This is a genomic window from Lentzea sp. NPDC054927 (genome assembly GCF_053610285.1).
In genome coordinates this window covers 91,144-108,353 of the sequence record NZ_JBSGXZ010000014.1, presented here as the reverse complement: position 1 = coordinate 108,353, position 17,210 = coordinate 91,144, and the positions used below count along the sequence as shown (strand labels likewise).

At 68.8% G+C, this 17,210-nt stretch carries 20 protein-coding genes; 9 read left to right on the top strand and 11 right to left on the bottom strand.

What is annotated here, in order from left to right; all coding sequences use genetic code 11:
- The first annotated feature begins 84 nt into the window (after positions 1-84).
- On the top strand, positions 85-1,332 hold the full coding sequence (locus tag ACWGE0_RS21095; protein WP_452262584.1) for an amino acid permease: 1,248 nt from the start codon (positions 85-87) through the stop codon (positions 1,330-1,332).
- Here the strand turns inward: ACWGE0_RS21095 and ACWGE0_RS21090 are convergent.
- Entirely contained in the window at positions 1,271-1,540 is a 270-nt protein-coding gene (locus tag ACWGE0_RS21090) for a hypothetical protein (protein WP_452262583.1), read from the bottom strand. The two genes, ACWGE0_RS21095 and ACWGE0_RS21090, sit on opposite strands and share 62 nt — an antisense overlap.
- Before the next feature lie 92 nt (positions 1,541-1,632).
- On the opposite strand from ACWGE0_RS21090, the gene ACWGE0_RS21085 reads away from it, so the two are divergent.
- Positions 1,633-2,724 (top strand): branched-chain amino acid aminotransferase, encoded by a 1,092-nt coding sequence (locus ACWGE0_RS21085; RefSeq protein ID WP_452262582.1) that lies wholly within the window; start codon positions 1,633-1,635, stop codon positions 2,722-2,724.
- Between the two features lie 10 nt (positions 2,725-2,734).
- Here the strand turns inward: ACWGE0_RS21085 and cobS are convergent, their stop codons facing one another.
- The 3 genes from cobS to cobU are packed head-to-tail and all read right to left on the bottom strand — an operon-like array spanning position 2,735 to position 5,069.
- On the bottom strand, positions 2,735-3,436 hold the full coding sequence (cobS, locus tag ACWGE0_RS21080; protein ID WP_452262581.1) for an adenosylcobinamide-GDP ribazoletransferase: 702 nt from the start codon (positions 3,434-3,436) through the stop codon (positions 2,735-2,737).
- Positions 3,433-4,518 carry a nicotinate-nucleotide--dimethylbenzimidazole phosphoribosyltransferase gene (gene cobT, locus ACWGE0_RS21075; protein WP_452262580.1) on the bottom strand — a complete coding sequence of 362 codons (1,086 nt, stop codon included), beginning with the start codon at positions 4,516-4,518 and terminating at the stop codon, positions 3,433-3,435. The genes cobS and cobT overlap by 4 nt, the downstream gene beginning before the upstream one ends.
- Before the next feature lie 11 nt (positions 4,519-4,529).
- Complete coding sequence (gene cobU, locus ACWGE0_RS21070; RefSeq protein WP_452262579.1) at positions 4,530-5,069, bottom strand: bifunctional adenosylcobinamide kinase/adenosylcobinamide-phosphate guanylyltransferase; 540 nt, start codon at positions 5,067-5,069, stop codon at positions 4,530-4,532.
- 17 nt (positions 5,070-5,086) lie between these two features.
- Between cobU and ACWGE0_RS21065 the strand changes: the two genes are divergently transcribed.
- The gene (locus ACWGE0_RS21065; RefSeq protein WP_452262578.1) at positions 5,087-5,287 is read left to right on the top strand and encodes a hypothetical protein; all 201 of its coding nucleotides are present in this window, start codon (positions 5,087-5,089) and stop codon (positions 5,285-5,287) included.
- Positions 5,288-5,296: 9 nt separating this feature from the next.
- Here the strand turns inward: ACWGE0_RS21065 and ACWGE0_RS21060 are convergent, their stop codons facing one another.
- The 3 genes from ACWGE0_RS21060 to ACWGE0_RS21050 are packed head-to-tail and all read right to left on the bottom strand — an operon-like array spanning position 5,297 to position 7,590.
- The gene (locus ACWGE0_RS21060; protein ID WP_452262577.1) at positions 5,297-6,283 is read right to left on the bottom strand and encodes an aldo/keto reductase family protein; all 987 of its coding nucleotides are present in this window, start codon (positions 6,281-6,283) and stop codon (positions 5,297-5,299) included.
- A gap of 33 nt (positions 6,284-6,316) precedes the next feature.
- A complete protein-coding gene (locus tag ACWGE0_RS21055; RefSeq protein ID WP_452262576.1) occupies positions 6,317-6,949 on the bottom strand; it encodes a class I SAM-dependent methyltransferase in 633 nt (210 codons plus the stop codon).
- A 14-nt stretch (positions 6,950-6,963) separates the two neighbouring features.
- Entirely contained in the window at positions 6,964-7,590 is a 627-nt protein-coding gene (locus tag ACWGE0_RS21050; RefSeq protein ID WP_452262575.1) for a DUF3043 domain-containing protein, read from the bottom strand.
- A 42-nt stretch (positions 7,591-7,632) separates the two neighbouring features.
- On the opposite strand from ACWGE0_RS21050, the gene ACWGE0_RS21045 reads away from it, so the two are divergent.
- Both ACWGE0_RS21045 and ACWGE0_RS21040 read left to right on the top strand, forming a co-directional pair.
- Positions 7,633-8,661: a glycerate kinase family protein gene (locus ACWGE0_RS21045; RefSeq protein WP_452262574.1), complete on the top strand. Its 1,029-nt coding sequence runs from the start codon at positions 7,633-7,635 to the stop codon at positions 8,659-8,661.
- 118 nt (positions 8,662-8,779) lie between these two features.
- Positions 8,780-9,151: a HesB/IscA family protein gene (locus ACWGE0_RS21040; protein WP_191303173.1), complete on the top strand. Its 372-nt coding sequence runs from the start codon at positions 8,780-8,782 to the stop codon at positions 9,149-9,151.
- A 94-nt stretch (positions 9,152-9,245) separates the two neighbouring features.
- On the opposite strand, the gene ACWGE0_RS21035 is transcribed toward ACWGE0_RS21040, so the two are convergent.
- Complete coding sequence (locus ACWGE0_RS21035) at positions 9,246-9,419, bottom strand: hypothetical protein (protein ID WP_452262573.1); 174 nt, start codon at positions 9,417-9,419, stop codon at positions 9,246-9,248.
- A 158-nt stretch (positions 9,420-9,577) separates the two neighbouring features.
- Between ACWGE0_RS21035 and ACWGE0_RS21030 the strand changes: the two genes are divergently transcribed.
- Together ACWGE0_RS21030 and ACWGE0_RS21025 are read left to right on the top strand one after the other, a co-directional pair.
- Entirely contained in the window at positions 9,578-10,510 is a 933-nt protein-coding gene (locus ACWGE0_RS21030; protein ID WP_452262633.1) for a carbohydrate kinase family protein, read from the top strand.
- Positions 10,511-10,517: 7 nt separating this feature from the next.
- Entirely contained in the window at positions 10,518-11,282 is a 765-nt protein-coding gene (locus ACWGE0_RS21025; RefSeq protein ID WP_452262572.1) for a class I SAM-dependent methyltransferase, read from the top strand.
- Positions 11,283-11,323: 41 nt separating this feature from the next.
- Here ACWGE0_RS21025 and asnB read toward each other — a convergent pair whose 3' ends face one another.
- Positions 11,324-13,252, bottom strand: coding sequence for an asparagine synthase (glutamine-hydrolyzing) (gene asnB / locus ACWGE0_RS21020; protein ID WP_452262571.1), 1,929 nt, complete (start codon positions 13,250-13,252; stop codon positions 11,324-11,326).
- Between the two features lie 170 nt (positions 13,253-13,422).
- Here asnB and ctaC point away from each other — a divergent pair, with 170 nt between their 5' ends.
- Both ctaC and ACWGE0_RS21010 read left to right on the top strand, forming a co-directional pair.
- The gene (gene ctaC / locus ACWGE0_RS21015) at positions 13,423-14,355 is read left to right on the top strand and encodes an aa3-type cytochrome oxidase subunit II (protein WP_452262570.1); all 933 of its coding nucleotides are present in this window, start codon (positions 13,423-13,425) and stop codon (positions 14,353-14,355) included.
- 13 nt (positions 14,356-14,368) lie between these two features.
- Positions 14,369-14,785: a cytochrome c oxidase subunit 4 gene (locus ACWGE0_RS21010; RefSeq protein WP_452262569.1), complete on the top strand. Its 417-nt coding sequence runs from the start codon at positions 14,369-14,371 to the stop codon at positions 14,783-14,785.
- A gap of 237 nt (positions 14,786-15,022) precedes the next feature.
- Here the strand turns inward: ACWGE0_RS21010 and ACWGE0_RS21005 are convergent, their stop codons facing one another.
- On the bottom strand, positions 15,023-15,706 hold the full coding sequence (locus ACWGE0_RS21005) for a lysophospholipid acyltransferase family protein (protein ID WP_452262568.1): 684 nt from the start codon (positions 15,704-15,706) through the stop codon (positions 15,023-15,025).
- A 456-nt stretch (positions 15,707-16,162) separates the two neighbouring features.
- On the bottom strand, positions 16,163-17,209 hold the full coding sequence (gene trpD / locus ACWGE0_RS21000; protein ID WP_452262567.1) for an anthranilate phosphoribosyltransferase: 1,047 nt from the start codon (positions 17,207-17,209) through the stop codon (positions 16,163-16,165).
- Position 17,210: the final 1 nt, after the last annotated feature.

Here is a 17,210-nt window from a genome sequence, read left to right as displayed (position 1 = left end):
TTGCTCTCGGTGGCGATTCGCCCGATTCACGTATCAGTCGACCGGGTGGTTACGGCCGGATGCCGCATCTGCGAATGTGTACCGGTGACCCACACGCCTCGCGAGATCGTTGGCACGATCGCGCTCGGTCTACCCGCGGTGCTCGGTGCGGGGGTCTTCGCCGGATTCGCCCCAGCCGCAGGCCTTGCGGGCTGGTGGGTGCTCCCGGCGCTGGCTCTGTCCGCCTTCGCCGCCCTGTGCTCGGCCTTCTCCACCGCCGACCAGTCCCGTGCCTACCCGGACATCGGTGGCGGTTACGGATACGTGCGCGCGCAGCTCGGTGTGTGGCCCGCACGGATGACGGCCAGTGCCCACCTTCTCGGCCGTGCGGCGATGGCGGCCGTGGTGGCGTCGATGTTCGGCGCGTACGTCGTGCCGGACCAGCCGGTGATCGGTGCGCTCGCCCTCGTCGTGGCCACGGCGGTGCTCGGTGCCGTCGGTTTCCGCTTCGGCACGGGCGCGAGCGTGTTCGTGTCCCTGGTCGTGCTCGGCGTGCTGGCTCTCGTTGTGGCGTCGAGCTTTTCGATCGAACCGGTGCCGTCGGCCGGGGAGACGGGCACGCCCAACGAACTCGTCGGCGTCGCGGGCCTGATGTTCATGGCGTTCGCCGGTTTCGAACGCATCACCGCCCCGAACCGCGGTGAGCGAACGCACTCGCCGGCGGTGCTGAAGATCGCGATTCCAGTCCTCATCGGACTGTCCTTCGTGGTCTATCTCGCTGTGGGCGCCGGTGTGCTCCGCCAGCTCGGCAGCGCGCGCCTCGCGTTGTCGCCCGCGCCACTGCGGGACGCGCTCGTCGCGGCGGACGCGGCGGCGCTGGTACCGCTCGTGCAGATCGCCGCGGCGGTGGCCGGTGTGGCCGCACTGCACTTCGTGCTCTCGTCCGCGCATCGCACGCTGACCGGACTGGTCGAGGACGGCGAACTGCCGACGCGCCTCAAGCCCGGTGTGCTCTCGCTCGTCGTAGTCGTCGCCAGCGCTCTCGCGCTGATCCTCATGCCGATGGCGACGGCACTGGGCGTGGCGGCCTCCACGACGTTGTTCTACTACGCCTTCACGAACGCCTCGGCGCGCGTCCTGCTCCAGAACGACCGCACGTGGCCCATGCGCACGGCGTGTCTCGGACTGGGGCTCTCGGTGCTGCTCGCGATGAGCATGCCGGTGCCCGCGCTGCTCATCTCCCTCGCGGGACTGGGCGTGGGCACCGGCCTCATCGGCCTCACCGCGTCGCTCAGAGTGTCACTGAGAGGAAAACGATCAGCGTCACGGCAACGCACACCGCAAGCCCGATGACGCGGCCGTTGTTCGACGGGCCGTTCTTGCTGATGCCGTAGTACCCGGCGAGGAAGAAGACGGCGAGGAACACCGCGCCGATCACACCCCCGACGCCACCGAGGACCCAGCCGTCCAGAAGCGTCATCCCGGTGCCCAGAACGAGCAGTGCGGCCTGTAAAACGGTGCGGGCGTCGGCACCCTTCGAAGATCTTTCCGGCGTGGTCATGGAAGGGCACTCTAGCGAGTGTCACTTAGTAGGACGTCCGAGTTTTGGGAAGACGATTTTCCGTATCCCCACCAGCGGGTTACCGTGCTCACATGACGAGCGCGTTGCCTTTCACCCGGACTCCCCACCCGCACCCGGCGACCCCGGAGCGCGTAGCGGAGGTACTTGCCAAGCCGGGCTTCGGGCAGCACTTCACCGACCACATGGTGACGATCCGCTGGAACCGCGAGCAGGGCTGGCACGACGCTGAAGTCGGCCCCTACAGCTCCCTCGCACTCGACCCCGCGGCAATGGTGCTGCACTACGGCCAAGCGATCTTCGAAGGGCTCAAGGCCTACCGCCAGCCCGACGGTTCGATCGCGTCCTTCCGCCCTGAGGCCAACGCCGAGCGCTTCCGCTCGTCGGCCCGCCGCATGGCGATGCCCGAACTTCCCGACGAGCTCTTTCTGGAGTCCGTCCGGCAGATCCTCGCGGTCGACGACCGCTGGGTGCCGGAGGCCGAGGAGGAGTCCCTCTACCTGCGGCCGTTCATGATCTCCACGGAGAAGGGCCTCGGCGTGCGACCCGCGTCCGAGTACCTGTACGTGCTGATCGCCTCACCCGCCGGCTCCTACTTCGCGGGCGGCGTCCGCCCGGTGAGCGTGTGGCTCTCGACCGAGTACGTCCGCGCGGCACCCGGTGGCACCGGCGCTGCCAAGTTCGCCGGCAACTACGCCGCGTCCCTCGTGGCGCAGGCGCAGGCCGCCGAAAAGGGGTGCGACCAGGTCGTCTGGCTCGACGCGGTGGAACGCCGCTGGGTCGAGGAGATGGGCGGCATGAACCTGTTCTTCGTCATGGGGGACAAGGTGATCACGCCAGAGCTGACCGGCACGCTGCTGCCCGGCATCACCCGGAGCTCGCTGCTGCAGCTGGCCTCCGACCTCGGCCTGTCCGTGGAGGAGCGCCGCATCTCGACCGACGAGTGGGAGAAGGCCAACGCCTCCGGTGAGCTCACCGAGGTCTTCGCCTGTGGCACGGCCGCGGTCATCACGCCGGTCGGTCACGTCAAGCACGCCGGTGGCGAGTTCGACATCGCCGACGGCGGCACCGGCTCGGTGACGAAGCAGCTGCGCGAGCGCCTGACCGGCCTCCAGCACGGCCACGTCGCCGACACCCACGGCTGGATGACGGTGCTGCACTCGTAGGGCTCTGGGGTCAGGCGATCACCAGCACGGCCAGAAGCGCGATTTCGGCGGCAGCACCGAGCACATCACCGGTGATGCCGCCGAAACGCTTTCCGGTGTGCTTCACGAGTTCCCACACGAGCGCGAACGCGACGACGACGGCGACGACGGCGCGCCACCCGAGTGGGACCGCCGCGGCGGCGAGCACCACCCACGTGCCGATCACCAGCATTGGATGCTGTGTACCGGCGACCAGGGCGCCAAGTCCCTCAGGCCGTGCGGCGGGCACATTCCGCATACAGCAGACACCGAACGCGGCCCTGCTGGTCGCGAACGCGAGCAGGACGACGCCCCAGTGAGCCTGGGGGAGTGCGGCGGCCTGCGCTCCCAGCACGACGATCAGCGTGACGACCCCGAACGGCCCGGCGCCGCCGTCCTTCATGACCTCGAGCGCCCGCTCCGGCGGCCCGTAACACCCCAGACCGTCTGCGGTATCCGCAAGACCGTCGAGGTGCATACCGCGTGTCGACAAAGCGACGACGCCGACGACCAGGAACCCGGCTACCAGCGGCGATATATTGCATACAGCCAACAGTTCGAGCACTCCGACGACGAACGCGCCGAGCAGAACGCCGACAATCGGCGTGTATGCAATGGCCCGCCCCGCCGCTTTGCGGTCGACGTCGTCGACGCGCAACGGCAGGACGGTCAACCAGGAGAGAGCGAGCTTCACTCGCTCTTGTCTTCTTCGGCCGGATCTTCTCGAGCAGTGTCTTCCCGGCTGGTGACGCCGGCGCTCTCGAACGTCGCCATCTCCGCGAGCACCTTCACCGCCGAGATCAGCAACGGCAGCGCCGCCACCGCGCCGGAGCCCTCGCCGAGCCGCATCTCGAAGTGCAGCAGCGCCTTCAGGTTCAGGTGCCCGAGCGCGATCGCGTGCGCGGGCTCTGCCGACTCGTGCCCGGCGACCCACCACTCGCGCGCGCCCGGTGCCAGCTCCTCGGCGACGACCGCGGCCGCACCGACGACGACACCGTCGAGCACGACAGGAGTCCGGCGGACGGCGGCCTGCGCCAGGAACCCGGCCATCGCGGCCAGGTCGGCGCCACCGGCCGTGGCGAGCAGCGCGATGGGGTCGCTGATCACCAGGCGGGCCCTGCGCAGCGCGTCCCGGATCGCGGCGGTCTTGCGCATCCACGCCTGGTCGTCGATGCCGGTGCCGCGACCGACGACCGCGACGGGCTCCGACCCGGTCAGCGACGCGATCAGCACGGCGGCCGGGGTGGTGTTGCCGATGCCCATGTCGCCGGCGACGAGCACGTCGGCGCCCGCGTCGACCTCCTCGTCGGCGATGGCGCGCCCTGCCGCGATCGCGAGCTCGCACTGCTCACGGGTCAGCGCGTCCTCGCGGTCGATCGACCCGGACGAGCGCCGCACCTTGTGCTGGCTGACCGCGGCCGGGGTGTCCGCGTCGACCGCCATGTCGACCACGCGCACCGTCGCGCCCGCGACCTGTGCGAGCACGTTCACGGCGGCGCCGCCGGTGAGGAAGTTCGCGACCATCTGGCCGGTCACCTCGCTCGGGTACGCCGACACGCCCTGCGCGGTGATGCCGTGGTCGCCCGCGAACACGACGACGCGAGGCCGCACGAACGGCTTGGGCGGCACGACGCCCTGGCACGCCGCGATCCAGTTGCCCAGCTCCTCGAGCCGGCCGAGCGAGCCGACCGGCTTGGTCAGCACCGCGTGCCGGGCCTCGGCCTCGCGCAGAACGGTCTCGTCCGGCGGTTCAACCGGCGGGAACTCGGTGCTCACCTGGTCGCTCCTTAGCGCAGTTTCAACGGGATGCCGGCGACGAGCAGGGTGACCTCGTCGCACACCTCGGCGACGCGCGCGTTGAGCGCACCGAGGTGATCGCGGAAGAGCCTGCCAGAGCGCGTCGAGGGAATGACGCCGAGGCCGACCTCCGCCGTCACCAGCACCAGTCGCGTCCGGCAGGTGGCGACGGAACTCACCAGCTCGTCGGCGTTGCGTTCCACCTCGTCACCGCCGCCGCCCTCCCAGGCATCGGCGTCGTCGAGCACGCCGACCAGCCACGTGGACAGGTCGTCGACCAGGATCGGCGGGTCTTCGTACTGCGTCGCGGTGAGCAACGCGGGCAGGTCGGACGGCGCGGACGCCTCGACCGTGTGCCAGGTGGACGGACGCCGCGCGACGTGCAGTGCGATGCGCGCGTCCCAGTCCGGGTCGTCGGGGTAATGGCGGGCGGTTGCGACGTAAGTCACGGCCGCTTCGGTGAGCAGGCCTTCCGCGTGCGCTGACTTGCCTGAACGCGCTCCGCCGAGCACGAGAGTGCGAGATGACAAGGGTTAGCCTTCGTCTCATGGAGTTCCGCTGGCGCTACCAGGATGCCCAAGCCCGCGACGTCGCGGGCCCGGATGTGGCGTTCGCCGACCAGACAGAGGCGGAGGAGTGGTTCAGCGCCCAGTGGCGTGACCTGCTCGACGCCGGGGTCGACCAGGTCACGCTGCTGCGCGCCGAATCCGAGGTGTACGGCCCGATGAGCCTCCACGCTGCCCAGTAAAAAGCTGGATCAGCCCTGGGCGGTGAGCCTCGGGTCGTCGGTGATGACGCCGTCGAGGACGGTGTCGATCTGCTTGAGCACGTCGTCGTCGAGCTCGATGTCGATCGCCTTGACGTTCTCGAAGACCTGCTCGGGACGCGACGCTCCGATGATTGCCGAAGCGACGTTCGGGTTCTTGAGCACCCACGCGACCGCGAGCTGCGCCATCGTGACGCCCGCTTCCTCGGCGATCGGCTTGAGCTGCTGCACGGCGTTGAGCACGTCGTCCCGCATCCAGCGCGAGATCATCTGCGAACCCCGCGCGTCGGCCAGGCGCGAGCCCTCCGGCACGTCGGCGCCCGGCAGGTACTTGCCGGTCAGGATGCCCTGCGCGACGGGGGAGAAGACGATCTGGCTGAGACCCTCGCGCTCGCACGCCGGCACGACCTGCGGCTCGATGACGCGCCACAGCATCGAGTACTGCGGCTGGTGCGACACGAACGGCACCTGCAGCTCACGCGCCAGCGCGGCACCGCGGGTGATCTGCTCGGCGGTCCACTCGGAGACACCGACGTAGAGCACCTTGCCCTGGCGGACGAGGTCGGCGAACGCCAGCATCGTCTCTTCCAGCGGCACGCTGTAGTCGAACCGGTGAGCCTGGTACAGGTCGACGTAGTCGGTCTGCAGTCGCTTCAGCGACGCGTTGGCCGACTCCATGACGTGCTTGCGGCCGAGCCCGCGGTCGTTGGGGCCACCGGGACCGGTCGGCCAGTAGACCTTGGTCAGGATCTCCAGCGACTCGCGCCGCTCACCCTTGAGCGCCCGGCCGAGCACCGACTCCGCCGCGGTGTTGGCGTAGACGTCGGCGGTGTCGAAGGTCGTGATCCCCGATTCCAGGGCCGCCTTCACACAGGCGTGCGCCTGCTCTTCCTCAACCTGCGAACCGTGGGTGAGCCAGTTGCCGTACGAGATCTCGCTGATGGACAGGCCGCTGCGGCCGAGTCGACGGAACTTCATACATCGGAGCTTAAACCGAAATCGTTCGTCCTGCTAATGAACTTCGGGCGCGTGCCAGACCAGCGAATATCGCCAGAACAGGTGCCTCCGGACGCGCGCTCCCGGCACGATCTCCGCAGCCGCCGCGCGGATCTCCGTCAACGTCGGAGCGGTCATCACCATCGGCATCTCGGTGTCGTGCGGCTTGCCGCCGGTGCCGTTGAGGGCCTTGGCGAGGCCGACGACGGCGTTCGCGGGCAACGTCACGAGCTCCATCGCCATGTCGGCCGGCGTCGCCGTCATGTACAGGCCGACGACGATCAGCACGCCGCCCGGCCTGGTCAGCTCGGCCAGCCTGGTGAGACCTTCTCGCAACGGCAAGTGGTGCAGGCTCGCCTCAGCGGTGACGACGTCGTACCGCCCGAGATCGTGGGTCAGCACGTCGCCCTGAACCCAGTTGACCCGGTCACTGGTCGCGCTCGCGCGTTCGATCATGCGCGCGCTGGCGTCGATCGCGGTGACCTCGTCGGCCTTCAGCGATCGCGCCAGATCACCGAGTCCGCAGCCGACGTCCAGCGCCGACCCGGCCCGAGACGGCAACTGCCGGAGAAGCCAGCGGCGGTACCACGCGTTGTGGTCCCACCGCAGCTTCTCCGGCAGCTGGAGCTTGCGCTGCTTCTTGCGCACTACTTGCCTGTTCTTTATTTGACAGCTTCGCCCGGCTTCACGCGCGGCTTGGGCACGCGCAGGCGACGCAGCTGGCTGGCGCGGATGAACGAGTACCAGCCGATGGAGAGACCCTTGATCGGCTCGGTCGGGAACTTCACCCGCACCTTCCTGGTGACGAGGCGGCCGAGCACGAGGCCCTCGATGACCATCGCGATCAGCATGAACGTGGTCGCCAGCGTCGCGTACCGCTGCACGGCCAGCGACGGCGTCAGCAGCGCCACGAACACCAGGATCGCGAGCGGCATGAACAGGCCCATGAGGTTGCGGCGCGAGTCCACGAGGTCGCGGATGTACGCCTTCACCGGACCGCGGTCGCGCGGCAGCAGGTACTTGTCGTCGCCGGCCATCATGCGCTGACGGCGCTCGGTGGCCGCGGCACGGCGCTCTTCCTTGCTCACCTTGTTGCCGCGCATGCGCTTGAACGCCTCGCGCTGCGTGCGGGGAGGCGGCGGAACGGGCCCGGAGCGCCTGCCCTGCGCCTCGCGCCGCTTCGGCGTGGGCCGGCCCTTGCCCGCGTTGCGGGTGGACTCGGAGACCTCGTCGGTCGATCCGGGGGCCGAAGCATCGGTGTCGGCGGAGTTGCGGCGCAGGAACCTCACAACGACAGGGTAGGACAGTGGTTCTTCTGTACCTTTCGCGAGGTGCGCGTACTCATCGCTCCGGACTGCTTCGGCGGCACCCTGACCGCCCGCGAGGCCGCCGACGCCATCGCCACCGGCTGGCGCGAGGCCAAACCCGACGACGTCGTCGTCGAACGCCCCCTGGCCGACGGCGGCCCCGGTTTCGTCGACGTCCTGCACGCCGCCCTGGACGGCGATATCCGATATATCACCGTGACCGGCCCGCTCGGCACACCGGTCGAAGCCCGCTGGCTCAGCGTGCACACCGGCGGTCGACGCGTTGCATACATCGAGTCCGCGGAAGCGTGCGGCCTCCATCTGATCCCAGCGGAACTCCGCCCGGAGTCCTGCGAGACGGCGACCACGCGAGGCGTTGGCGAGCTCATCGCGGCAGCGGCGAATGACAACGATGTCATCACAGTCGGCCTCGGCGGCTCCGGCACGACGGACGGCGGCGCCGGGATGTTGGATGCGGTCGACAATGTCGACCTGGCTGACATATCGCTCGTGGCCGCGTCCGACGTCGAGAACCCGCTCCTCGGCCCGCACGGCGCCGCCCGCACGTTCGGCCCGCAGAAGGGCGCGTCCCTGGAGGCCGTCGAACGCCTCGAAGCCAAGCTCGCCGCGATGGACGTCCTCAGGTCTGTATCCGATATACCGGGTGCCGGCGCGGCAGGAGGCCTGGGCGCCGCGCTGCTCTCATTGGGAGCGACGGTGCAGTCGGGCGCCGGACTCGTCCGCGAACTCACCGGTCTGGACGCCGCACTCGACGCCGCCGACGTCGTCGTCACCGGCGAGGGCAGCTTCGACTGGCAGTCACTGCGCGGCAAGCTCATCACCGCCGTCGCGGGCGGCGCCGCCGAGCGCGGCATCCCGTGCGTCGCCATCGCCGGTCAGGTCAGCGTCGGCCGCCGCGAGATGGGCGCCGCGGGCGTTCAGGAGGCCTACTCGGTGTCCGACCACGTCGGCTCCGTGCAAAAGTCGATTGCGGAAGCCCGCAAAAGTCTCATTGCAACGGCACAGCACGCCGCGCGGCAGTGGTCTACGTGACACTGACCACTGGGGGCGGTATGCCGTGCCGTTGTGGGACCATGGGGAGAGGAACAAGGCGGGGAACGCCCGTGTTGTTGATGGGTGAACCGCCCGCAAAGGACCTCTTAGGAGAGCCATGACGACCGCTCAGGATGCCGCTTCGACCTCCACCGAGGCGCCCAGCCACGGCGTGACGCTGACCGATGCGGCCGCCGTCAAGGCGAAGGCGCTGCTCGACCAGGAGGGCCGCGACGACATGCACTTGCGCATCGCCGTCCAGCCCGGCGGTTGTGCCGGCCTGCGTTACCAGCTGTTCTTCGACGAGCGCGCGCTCGACGGTGACGCGATGGTCGACTTCAACGGCATGAAGGTCGCCGTTGACCGCATGAGCGCGCCTTACGTCGAAGGCGCTGTCATCGACTTCGTGGACACGATCGAGAAGCAGGGCTTCACGATCGACAACCCGAACGCCGGCGGGTCCTGCGCCTGCGGCGACTCGTTCCACTAAGGCGAACACGCGCGAGGCCGCGTTCCCGCACCGACGGGAACGCGGCCTCGCTGTGTGTACTGGGAAGCTGTGTACTGGGAATCAGCCCAGGCGTTCAGACGCCATACTCGGGCAAGCCCTCGACCTGGTGGGTGCACCTGTCGTCGACCTGCCAGGGCGCGGCCTCCCGCGGTGCGGGCAGGGGGTGCTCGGGGTGCGTCAGAGCGAAGGGGAGCTGTGCGCAGTCGTCGATCAGCTCACGCATCGTGGTCGCCTCGGGGATCGTCACCTCCCGACCGTATGACGGTGGTCTGACCTGCGGTAGCCCTACCAAACGGTAGTCTTCACAGCTGCACTCATCCGGGTGAGTTGTCACGTACAGCAACAAGACAAGGGAGAGCCGACGTGCCGGTAGCCGTGTGCGGCAGCATCGCGACCGACCATCTGATGCACTTTCCGGGTCGATTCGCGGACCAGCTGGTCGCGGAGCGTCTCGACCGCGTGTCGCTGAGCTTCCTGGTCGACGACCTCGTGGTCCGCCGCGGTGGCATCGGCGCGAACATCGCGTTCGGCCTCGGCGTGCTCGGCGTGCGACCGGTGCTCGTCGGCGCCGTCGGCAGGGACTTCGACGACTACCGCTCGTGGCTCGAGCGGCACGGTGTCGACACGTCCGGCGTGTACGTGTCCGAGGTCGCGCACACCGCGCGGTTCGTCTGCACGACGGACGACGACATGTGCCAGATCGCCTCCTTCTACGCCGGAGCGATGGCCGAGGCGCGCAACATCGAGCTCTCGCCGATCGCGGACCGCGTCGAGAACCTCGAGCTCGTCGTCATCAGCCCGGACGACCCCGCGGCGATGCTCCGGCACGCCGAGGAGTGCCGTCAGCGCGGCTACAAGTTCGCCGTCGACCCGTCGCAGCAGCTCGCCCGCATGGATGGTGAGCAGGCGCGCGCGTTCATCGACGGCGCCGAGTACCTCTTCAGCAACGACTACGAGTGGGAACTGCTGCTGCAGAAGACCGGCTGGACCGAGGCCGACGTCCTCGCCCGCGTCGGCAAGCGCGTCACCACGCTCGGTGCCAAGGGCGTCGAGATCGTCGACCGCGACGGCTTCTCGCTGCACGTCCCCGCCGTCCCCGAGGTCGCGAAGACCGACCCGACCGGTGTCGGCGACGGCTTCCGCGCGGGCTTCCTCGCGGGCATCAACGCGGGCCTGAGCATCGAGCGCGCAGCTCAGCTCGGGTCCTTCATCGCCGTCGAGGTGCTCGAGACCGTGGGCACGCAGGAGTGGGTGCTGGAGCGCGAGCCGGCGCTCGCCCGCATTCGTGGCGCGTTTGGTGAAGAAGCTGCTGAAGAGATCGCCCCAGTCCTGCCATGATCGGACAATGGGGACGTACCTGTTCGGCGACGCCGGCGAGTTGCACGATCCGTACTTCGACGCGCTGAGCTCCCTGCTCGACGCGGGCACGTTCGCCCGCGCCGAGCAGCTCGGCGTGGCCGACGGCTGGCGCTGTCTCGAGGTCGGGGGCGGTGGGGGATCGGTGGCGAACTGGCTCGCCGAGGTCGTCGCCCCGTCCGGGCACGTGACGGTCACCGACCTCGACGTCGCCCGGCTCGAGGAGCGCGACAACGTCACCGTTCTCGAGCACGACGTGGTGTCCAACATATTGCCGGGCAACGCGTTCGACCTGGTCCACGCCCGCCTGGTGCTGTTCCACCTCCCCGCCCGCGACGCCGTCCTGCGCAAGCTGCGCGACTCGTTGCGTCCCGGCGGCTGGCTCGTGCTCGAGGAGTTCGACTGCCTCCCGCTCGAAGTCCTCTCGGCAGCACCCGACGACGCGAAGCTGATCATGCGGGTGAAGAACGCCCTGCTGACGTTGCTCGACCAGGCCGGCGCGGAGCTGGCGTGGGGCGCGCGCATCGAGAGGGCGTTGCTCGACACCGGCCTGAACGACGTCAGCGGCTCCCGCGAGGTGCGGGAGTGGGAAGGCGGTTCGGCAGGCTGCCGGCTGCTCGCCACCACCGCGCGCAAGGTGCGGGACAAGCTGCCGCTCTCCGACGACGAGTTCGACCGCTACCTGGAACTGATGGCGTCACCGGAGACCGTCGTCAGTTCGTATGCGATCTGCAGTGCGCAAGGACGGCGTTAGCGGCGAACGAAAAGGGCCCCTCCGGAGAGGGGCCCTTCTCGTTAGAGCTTGACCGGGTAGTGCGGTTCCGGCACCACCGGCTTGATGCGGTCCTCGATGAAGATGCCGTGCCAGATCATGAACACCAGCAGCGCCCAGATGCGGCGGCTGTGGTCGAGCACGCCGGAGCGGTGCTCCTCGATCATCCGCAGCACCGCGGTCTTGTCGATGTACTGGTCGGTCTGCGAGGTGCGCACGACGTCGACGGCCCAGTCGTGCATCTCGTCCTTGAGCCAGTGCCGGATCGGCACCGGGAAGCCGAGCTTGCGGCGGTTCAGCACGTGCGCCGGCACGATGTCGCGGATCGCCTTGCGCAGCGCGAACTTCGTGGTGTCCGGCGTGATCTTCAACTCGCTCGGGATCTGCGAGGCGATCTTGAAGACCTCGGGGTCCAGGAACGGGACGCGCAGCTCCAGCGAGTTCGCCATGGTCATCTTGTCGGCCTTGACCAGGATGTCGCCGCGCAGCCACGTGAACAGGTCGACGTGCTGCATGCGCGTGACCGGGTCCCAGTTCTGCGACTCGCGGTACGGCTGGGCCGTGACGTCCATGTGCGAGACCGCCGGGTCGTACGTGCGCAGCACCTGACGCAGGTGGTCGTCGAGGAAGATGCGCGCGTTGCCGTAGTAGCGCTCCTCCAGCGTGAGCGCGCCACGACGCAGCAGGTCCTTGCCGCGCACGCCGTGCGGGATCTTCGTCGAGACCTTGCCCATCGCCTTGCGCAGCGCGCCGGGCACCTTCTCGAACGCCGCCAGCGACAACGGCTCGCGGTAGATCGTGTACCCGCCGAACAGCTCGTCCGCGCCCTCACCGGACAGGACGACCTTCACGTGCTGACGCGCCTCACGGGCGATGAACCACAACGGCACCAGCGCCGGGTCGGCCACCGGGTCGTCGAGGTACCACGTGATCAGCGGCAGGGAGTCCATCATCTCCTGCGCGCTGACCGTGCGGACGACGTGCTTCACGCCGATCAGCGCCGCCGACTCCGCGGCCACGTCGATCTCGGAGAAGCCCTGGCGCTCGAAGCCCGTGGTGAACGTGATCAGGTCCGGGTTGTGCTCCTTGGCCAGCGCCGCGACCACGGTGGAGTCGATGCCGCCGGACAGGAACGAGCCGACCGTCACGTCCGCGCGCATGTGCTTGGCGACCGAGTCGCGCAGCGCCGCCGTGATCTCGTCGTACAGCGCGTCCGCCTCGGCCTCGGCGCGGACCGTGCGCACCTTGAAGTTCGCGGGGAAGTAGCGCTCGAACTTCGGTGCCTCGCCCGGCACCAGCGTGAACGAGTGGCCGGACTCGACGCGGAAGATCTGGTCGTGCAGCGAGGCGGGCTCCGGCACGTACTGCAGCGTCAGGTAGTGCTGCAGGCCCTTGACGTTCATCTTCGGGTTGATGGCGAGCGTGCGGGCGATCTCCAGCAGGATCTTCTTCTCGCTGGAGAACGCGACGCCCAGCTGGCCCTGCGCCCAGTACAGCGGCTTGATGCCGAACGGGTCGCGGCCGCCGAAGAGCATCTTGCGCTCGGCGTCCCAGATGATGAAGGCGAACATGCCGCGCAGCTTCGTGATCGCCGCGGCGCCGAAGTAGTGGTACGCGGCGACGATGGTCTCGGTGTCGCCATCGGTGTGGAAAACCGCGCCGTAGGTCTCGGTGAGCTCGGCGCGCAGTTCCAGGTAGTTGTAGATCTCGCCGTTGAAGTTGATCGTGTACCGGTTCGGCGACTCCGGCGGGCCCCACGTCAGGGGCTGGTGGGAGTGCTCGATGTCGATGATGGCGAGCCGGTTGAAGCCGAACACGACCTCGTCGACCCGCCGGGTGCCGCTCTCGTCCGGGCCGCGGTGCCGCATGCAGCGCAGTGCGGCCTCCACCGCCGGGCGCGCGCTCTCGGCCTCGTTCTCGCTAGGGCATACAAGTCCTGCCAGGCCGCACAAGGCTCTCGCACCTCTCAAAGAAATACGACGGGGAAGACCCAAGTATGCCGAAGGCGCTTTGTGTGACGGAAACTGCACCGCAGCGGCGGTGCCCCCAAGGGGTGAGCGTGGTTGCGCTGGGCTACGCTCCCGCTTGATCCGTTGGCATGGAACGAGGAGGCGGGCGAGCAGTGGGCCTGAAGGAGGGCACCAGGGCATCCCGGCTGGTGAAGACCGCTGGGCTTGTGAGCCTGGTCGGCATCGGGGCCACCGGTTGCTCCACGGACGAGGTGCTGCGCTTCGGCTGGCCGGTGGCCGTCACGCCGCAGGCCGAGAAGATGCGCGAGCTCTGGACCTGGTCCGTGATCGCCGCGCTCGTCGTCGGCGTCATCGTGTGGGGTCTGATCCTGTGGTCGGTGGTCTTCCACCGCAAGAAGACCGAGGAGCTGCCGCGTCAGACGGCGTACAACCTCCCGCTGGAGATCGTGCTCATCGTCGTGCCGACGGTGATCGTGGCGGTGTTGTTCTACTTCACCGCCATCACGCAGAACTACGTCACGGACAAGTCGGGCAAGCCCGACGTGAACGTCGACGTGATCGCGTTCCAGTGGAACTGGGAGTTCCAGTACCCGGACCACAAGACCGAAGAGGGCAACGTCGTCAGCACGGTCGGCACCTCGGGTGAAGTCCCGATCATGGTGCTGCCGGCCGGCAAGCGCATCCAGTTCACGCTGCGCTCGACGGACGTCATCCACTCGTTCTTCGTGCCGGAGTTCCACTTCAAGCGGGACGTCTTCCCGCATCCGGAGAAGAACAACCAGGACAACGTCTTCCAGGTCGACCAGATCGACCGTCCTGGCGCGTTCGTCGGCCGTTGCGCCGAGCTCTGCGGCTCGTACCACGCGGTGATGAACTTCGAGGTCCGCGCCCTTGAGGAAGCCGACTTCGAGAAGTACATCGAGCTGCGCAAGCAGGTCAACGAGAAGACGGGCAAGCCGTACACCACGGCCGAGGCCCTCTCTCAGGTGAACTGTGACAAGTGGTGTTCACCGCTGGCCACGACGACCACCCCGTTCAACACCGACCGGACGGCGCGCGAAGCCTCCGGTGCGGGCCAGAAGTAGGGAACGCCTCGCGATGAAGATCGAAGCTCGCGTATTCGACCTGGTGATGGCCTTCTCGTTCCTGATGGCCGTCGTCTACGGCTACTGGACGCACCTGGCGACCGGCCACGTCGAGCCCACCGGCACGGTGGCACTCGCGCTGACCGGTGGCCTGGCCCTCATCACCGGCACCTACTTCCGGTTCGTCGCCCGCCGCATCGAGGTGCGGCCAGAGGACAACCCCGACGCCGAGGTGTCCGACGGTGCCGGTGAGCTGGGCTTCTTCAGCCCCGGCTCGTACTGGCCGGTCGGCCTCGCGGCAGCGGCGGCGACCGCCGGTGTCGCGGTGGCGTTCTGGCACGTGTGGCTGCTCGTGATCGCCGTCTGCCTGGTGCTGATCGCGGTCGGCGGCCTGGTGTTCGAGTACCACACCGGCCCCAACCACGAGTGACGCGCGCCTGATGTCCGGTATACCGGATACGGCTTGACTGAGGCCCTCTCCTTTCGGAGGGGGCCTCAGTCGTTTTCAGAGGCGTTTCTGGAGGCGTTTCCGCAGGCGATATCCAGAATGTGATACATCGCATATCGGATATCGGCCTGTCCGATATATCGCATATCGCGCGAAAGGCCCCTCCCGCCGTGATGGCGGAAGGGGCCCTTCGCGGGGTCCTCAGGGTGTTGCAGCGCGCTACGCGGCGGCGCTGACCTTCTCCGGGGTCTTCTGGTACGCGTCGACGTACTCCTGGCCGCTCAGGTCCAGGATGCGGTAGATGATCTCGTCGGTGACGCTGCGCAGCACCGGCAGCGAGTCCTGCATGCCGTCGTAGCGGCTGAAGTCGAGCGGCTCGCCGAAGCGGACCGTCACGGGGACGATCTTCGGGAACCTGCTGCCGACGGGCTGCACCTTGTCCGTGCCGATGATGCCGACCGGGATGACCGGGGCACCGGACTCCAGCGCCATGCGGGCGACGCCCGTGCGGCCGCGGTGGAGCATGCCGTCGAGCGAGCGGGTGCCTTCCGGGTAGATCGCGAAGGCGTCGCCGCGCGCCAGGATCTCGGCGGCGGTGTCGAGTGCGGCGCGCGCGTCACGGCCCTTGCCGCGGTGCACCGGCACGTGGCCCAGCGAGGAGAAGAACCAGCGGGACAGCGATCCCTTCACGCCGGTGCCGGTGAAGTACTCGGCCTTGGCGAGGAACGACACGCGCCGCGGCACGACCATGGGGATCACGACGCTGTCGATGAAGCTGAGGTGGTTGGCCGCCAGGATGACCGGGCCGTCGGTGGGGATGTTCTCCAAGCCCTCGACCACCGGGCGGTAGACGAGACGGGCTGCGCGCGCGACGACATGCTTCATCACCGGGTAGAGGACCATGCCTCCAGCATTCCAGGTGACGATTGCTGCCGCGTTACCACGTGGTGCGCATCTCCGGCCCATCACTCGCTCGGACTACGCCGATGCGGCGGCCGTGCGACGACGGTCACGCATCGACGACGACGCGTGACGAAACCGGCCGGGAAGGCGTTGCCGCGACCCGTTCGCCAGGCTCCACACGTGGTGGAAGGCCCTCAGATCAGCATCTCGGTGACGGTGCCGGCGGGCCTCAGCACGATCCTGTGCGCAGCGTGCCGTGTAACCGGGCATGAAGTTCAAGGGTGTGGCCGCGTTCATCGAGACGGACTTCGCTGGGCTCGTCCAGTTCGTCAGCGCCAGTGCAGCCGTCATGGCCTCCGGGCCGGCTCGCCGAAGCCGGGTGCGAGCAGGCCGGGCGGGCACGCGATGTGCCCGTGCCCGTCCTCCTGCGGGAAACTCAGCCCGGCGAAGAAAGCTCTAGCCCTTCAGCGACTGCGAAAGCTCCACCCAGCGGGTCAGCAGCGTGGCCGCCCTGCCCGAGTCGATGGCTTCGGCCGCGCGGCTCAGCGAGGCCGTCAGGTCGGCGTGCAGGTCGTCGGAGAACCCGCCGTGCGCCGCGATGGCCCCGGCCGCGTTGACGAGGACCGCGTCGCGCACCGACCCCGTCTTGCCGGCCACGAGGTCGCGGACGACCTGGGCGTTGACCGAGGCGTTGCCGCCCTTGAGGTCTTCCTCCCGGGCCGGTTTCACACCGAGCACGGCCGGATCGATGGTCTCCGCCCGCACCTCGCCGTCCTGCGCGAGCCACGCGGACGTCGTCGTGGTGGTGGTGATCTCGTCCAGACCGTCGTCGCCCCGCACCACCAGCGCGGTGTTGCGGCGGCGGGCGAACACGCCGGCGATCAGCGGTGCCGCGGACGCGCGGGCGCAGCCGATCAGGCCGACCTGGGGCTGTGCCGGGTTCGTCAGCGGGCCGAGCAGGTTGAACGACGTCGGGATGCCGATCTCACGCCGCACCGGGCCCGCGTGCCGGAAGCCGGGGTGGAACACCGGCGCGAAGCAGAAACCGATGCCCAGCTCGGCCACGGTCGCCCGCACGCCGTCCGGCGGCAGGTCGATCGCGACGCCCAGCTCCTCCAGCACGTCCGCCGTGCCGCACTGCGACGACGCCGCCCGGTTGCCGTGCTTCACCACCGGCACGCCCGCGGCGGAGGTGATGATCGCGGCCATCGTCGAAATGTTCACCGAACCGGAATGATCGCCGCCGGTGCCCACGATGTCCGCCGCCCGCACGCCCACGTCGAACCGCCGGGCGTGGTTGAGCATCATCGTGGCGAGGCCGTCGATCTCCTCCGGCGTCTCGCCCTTGGCGCGCAACGCGACGATGAACGCCGCGATCTGCGCGGGCGTCGCCTCGCCCGACATGACCTGGTCCATGCCCCACGACGTGTCGTCGGCGCTCAGGTCGACGCCGTCGAGAAGTCTGTTGAGCAGCAACGGCCAGGTGCGCTCGCTCGCGCTCATG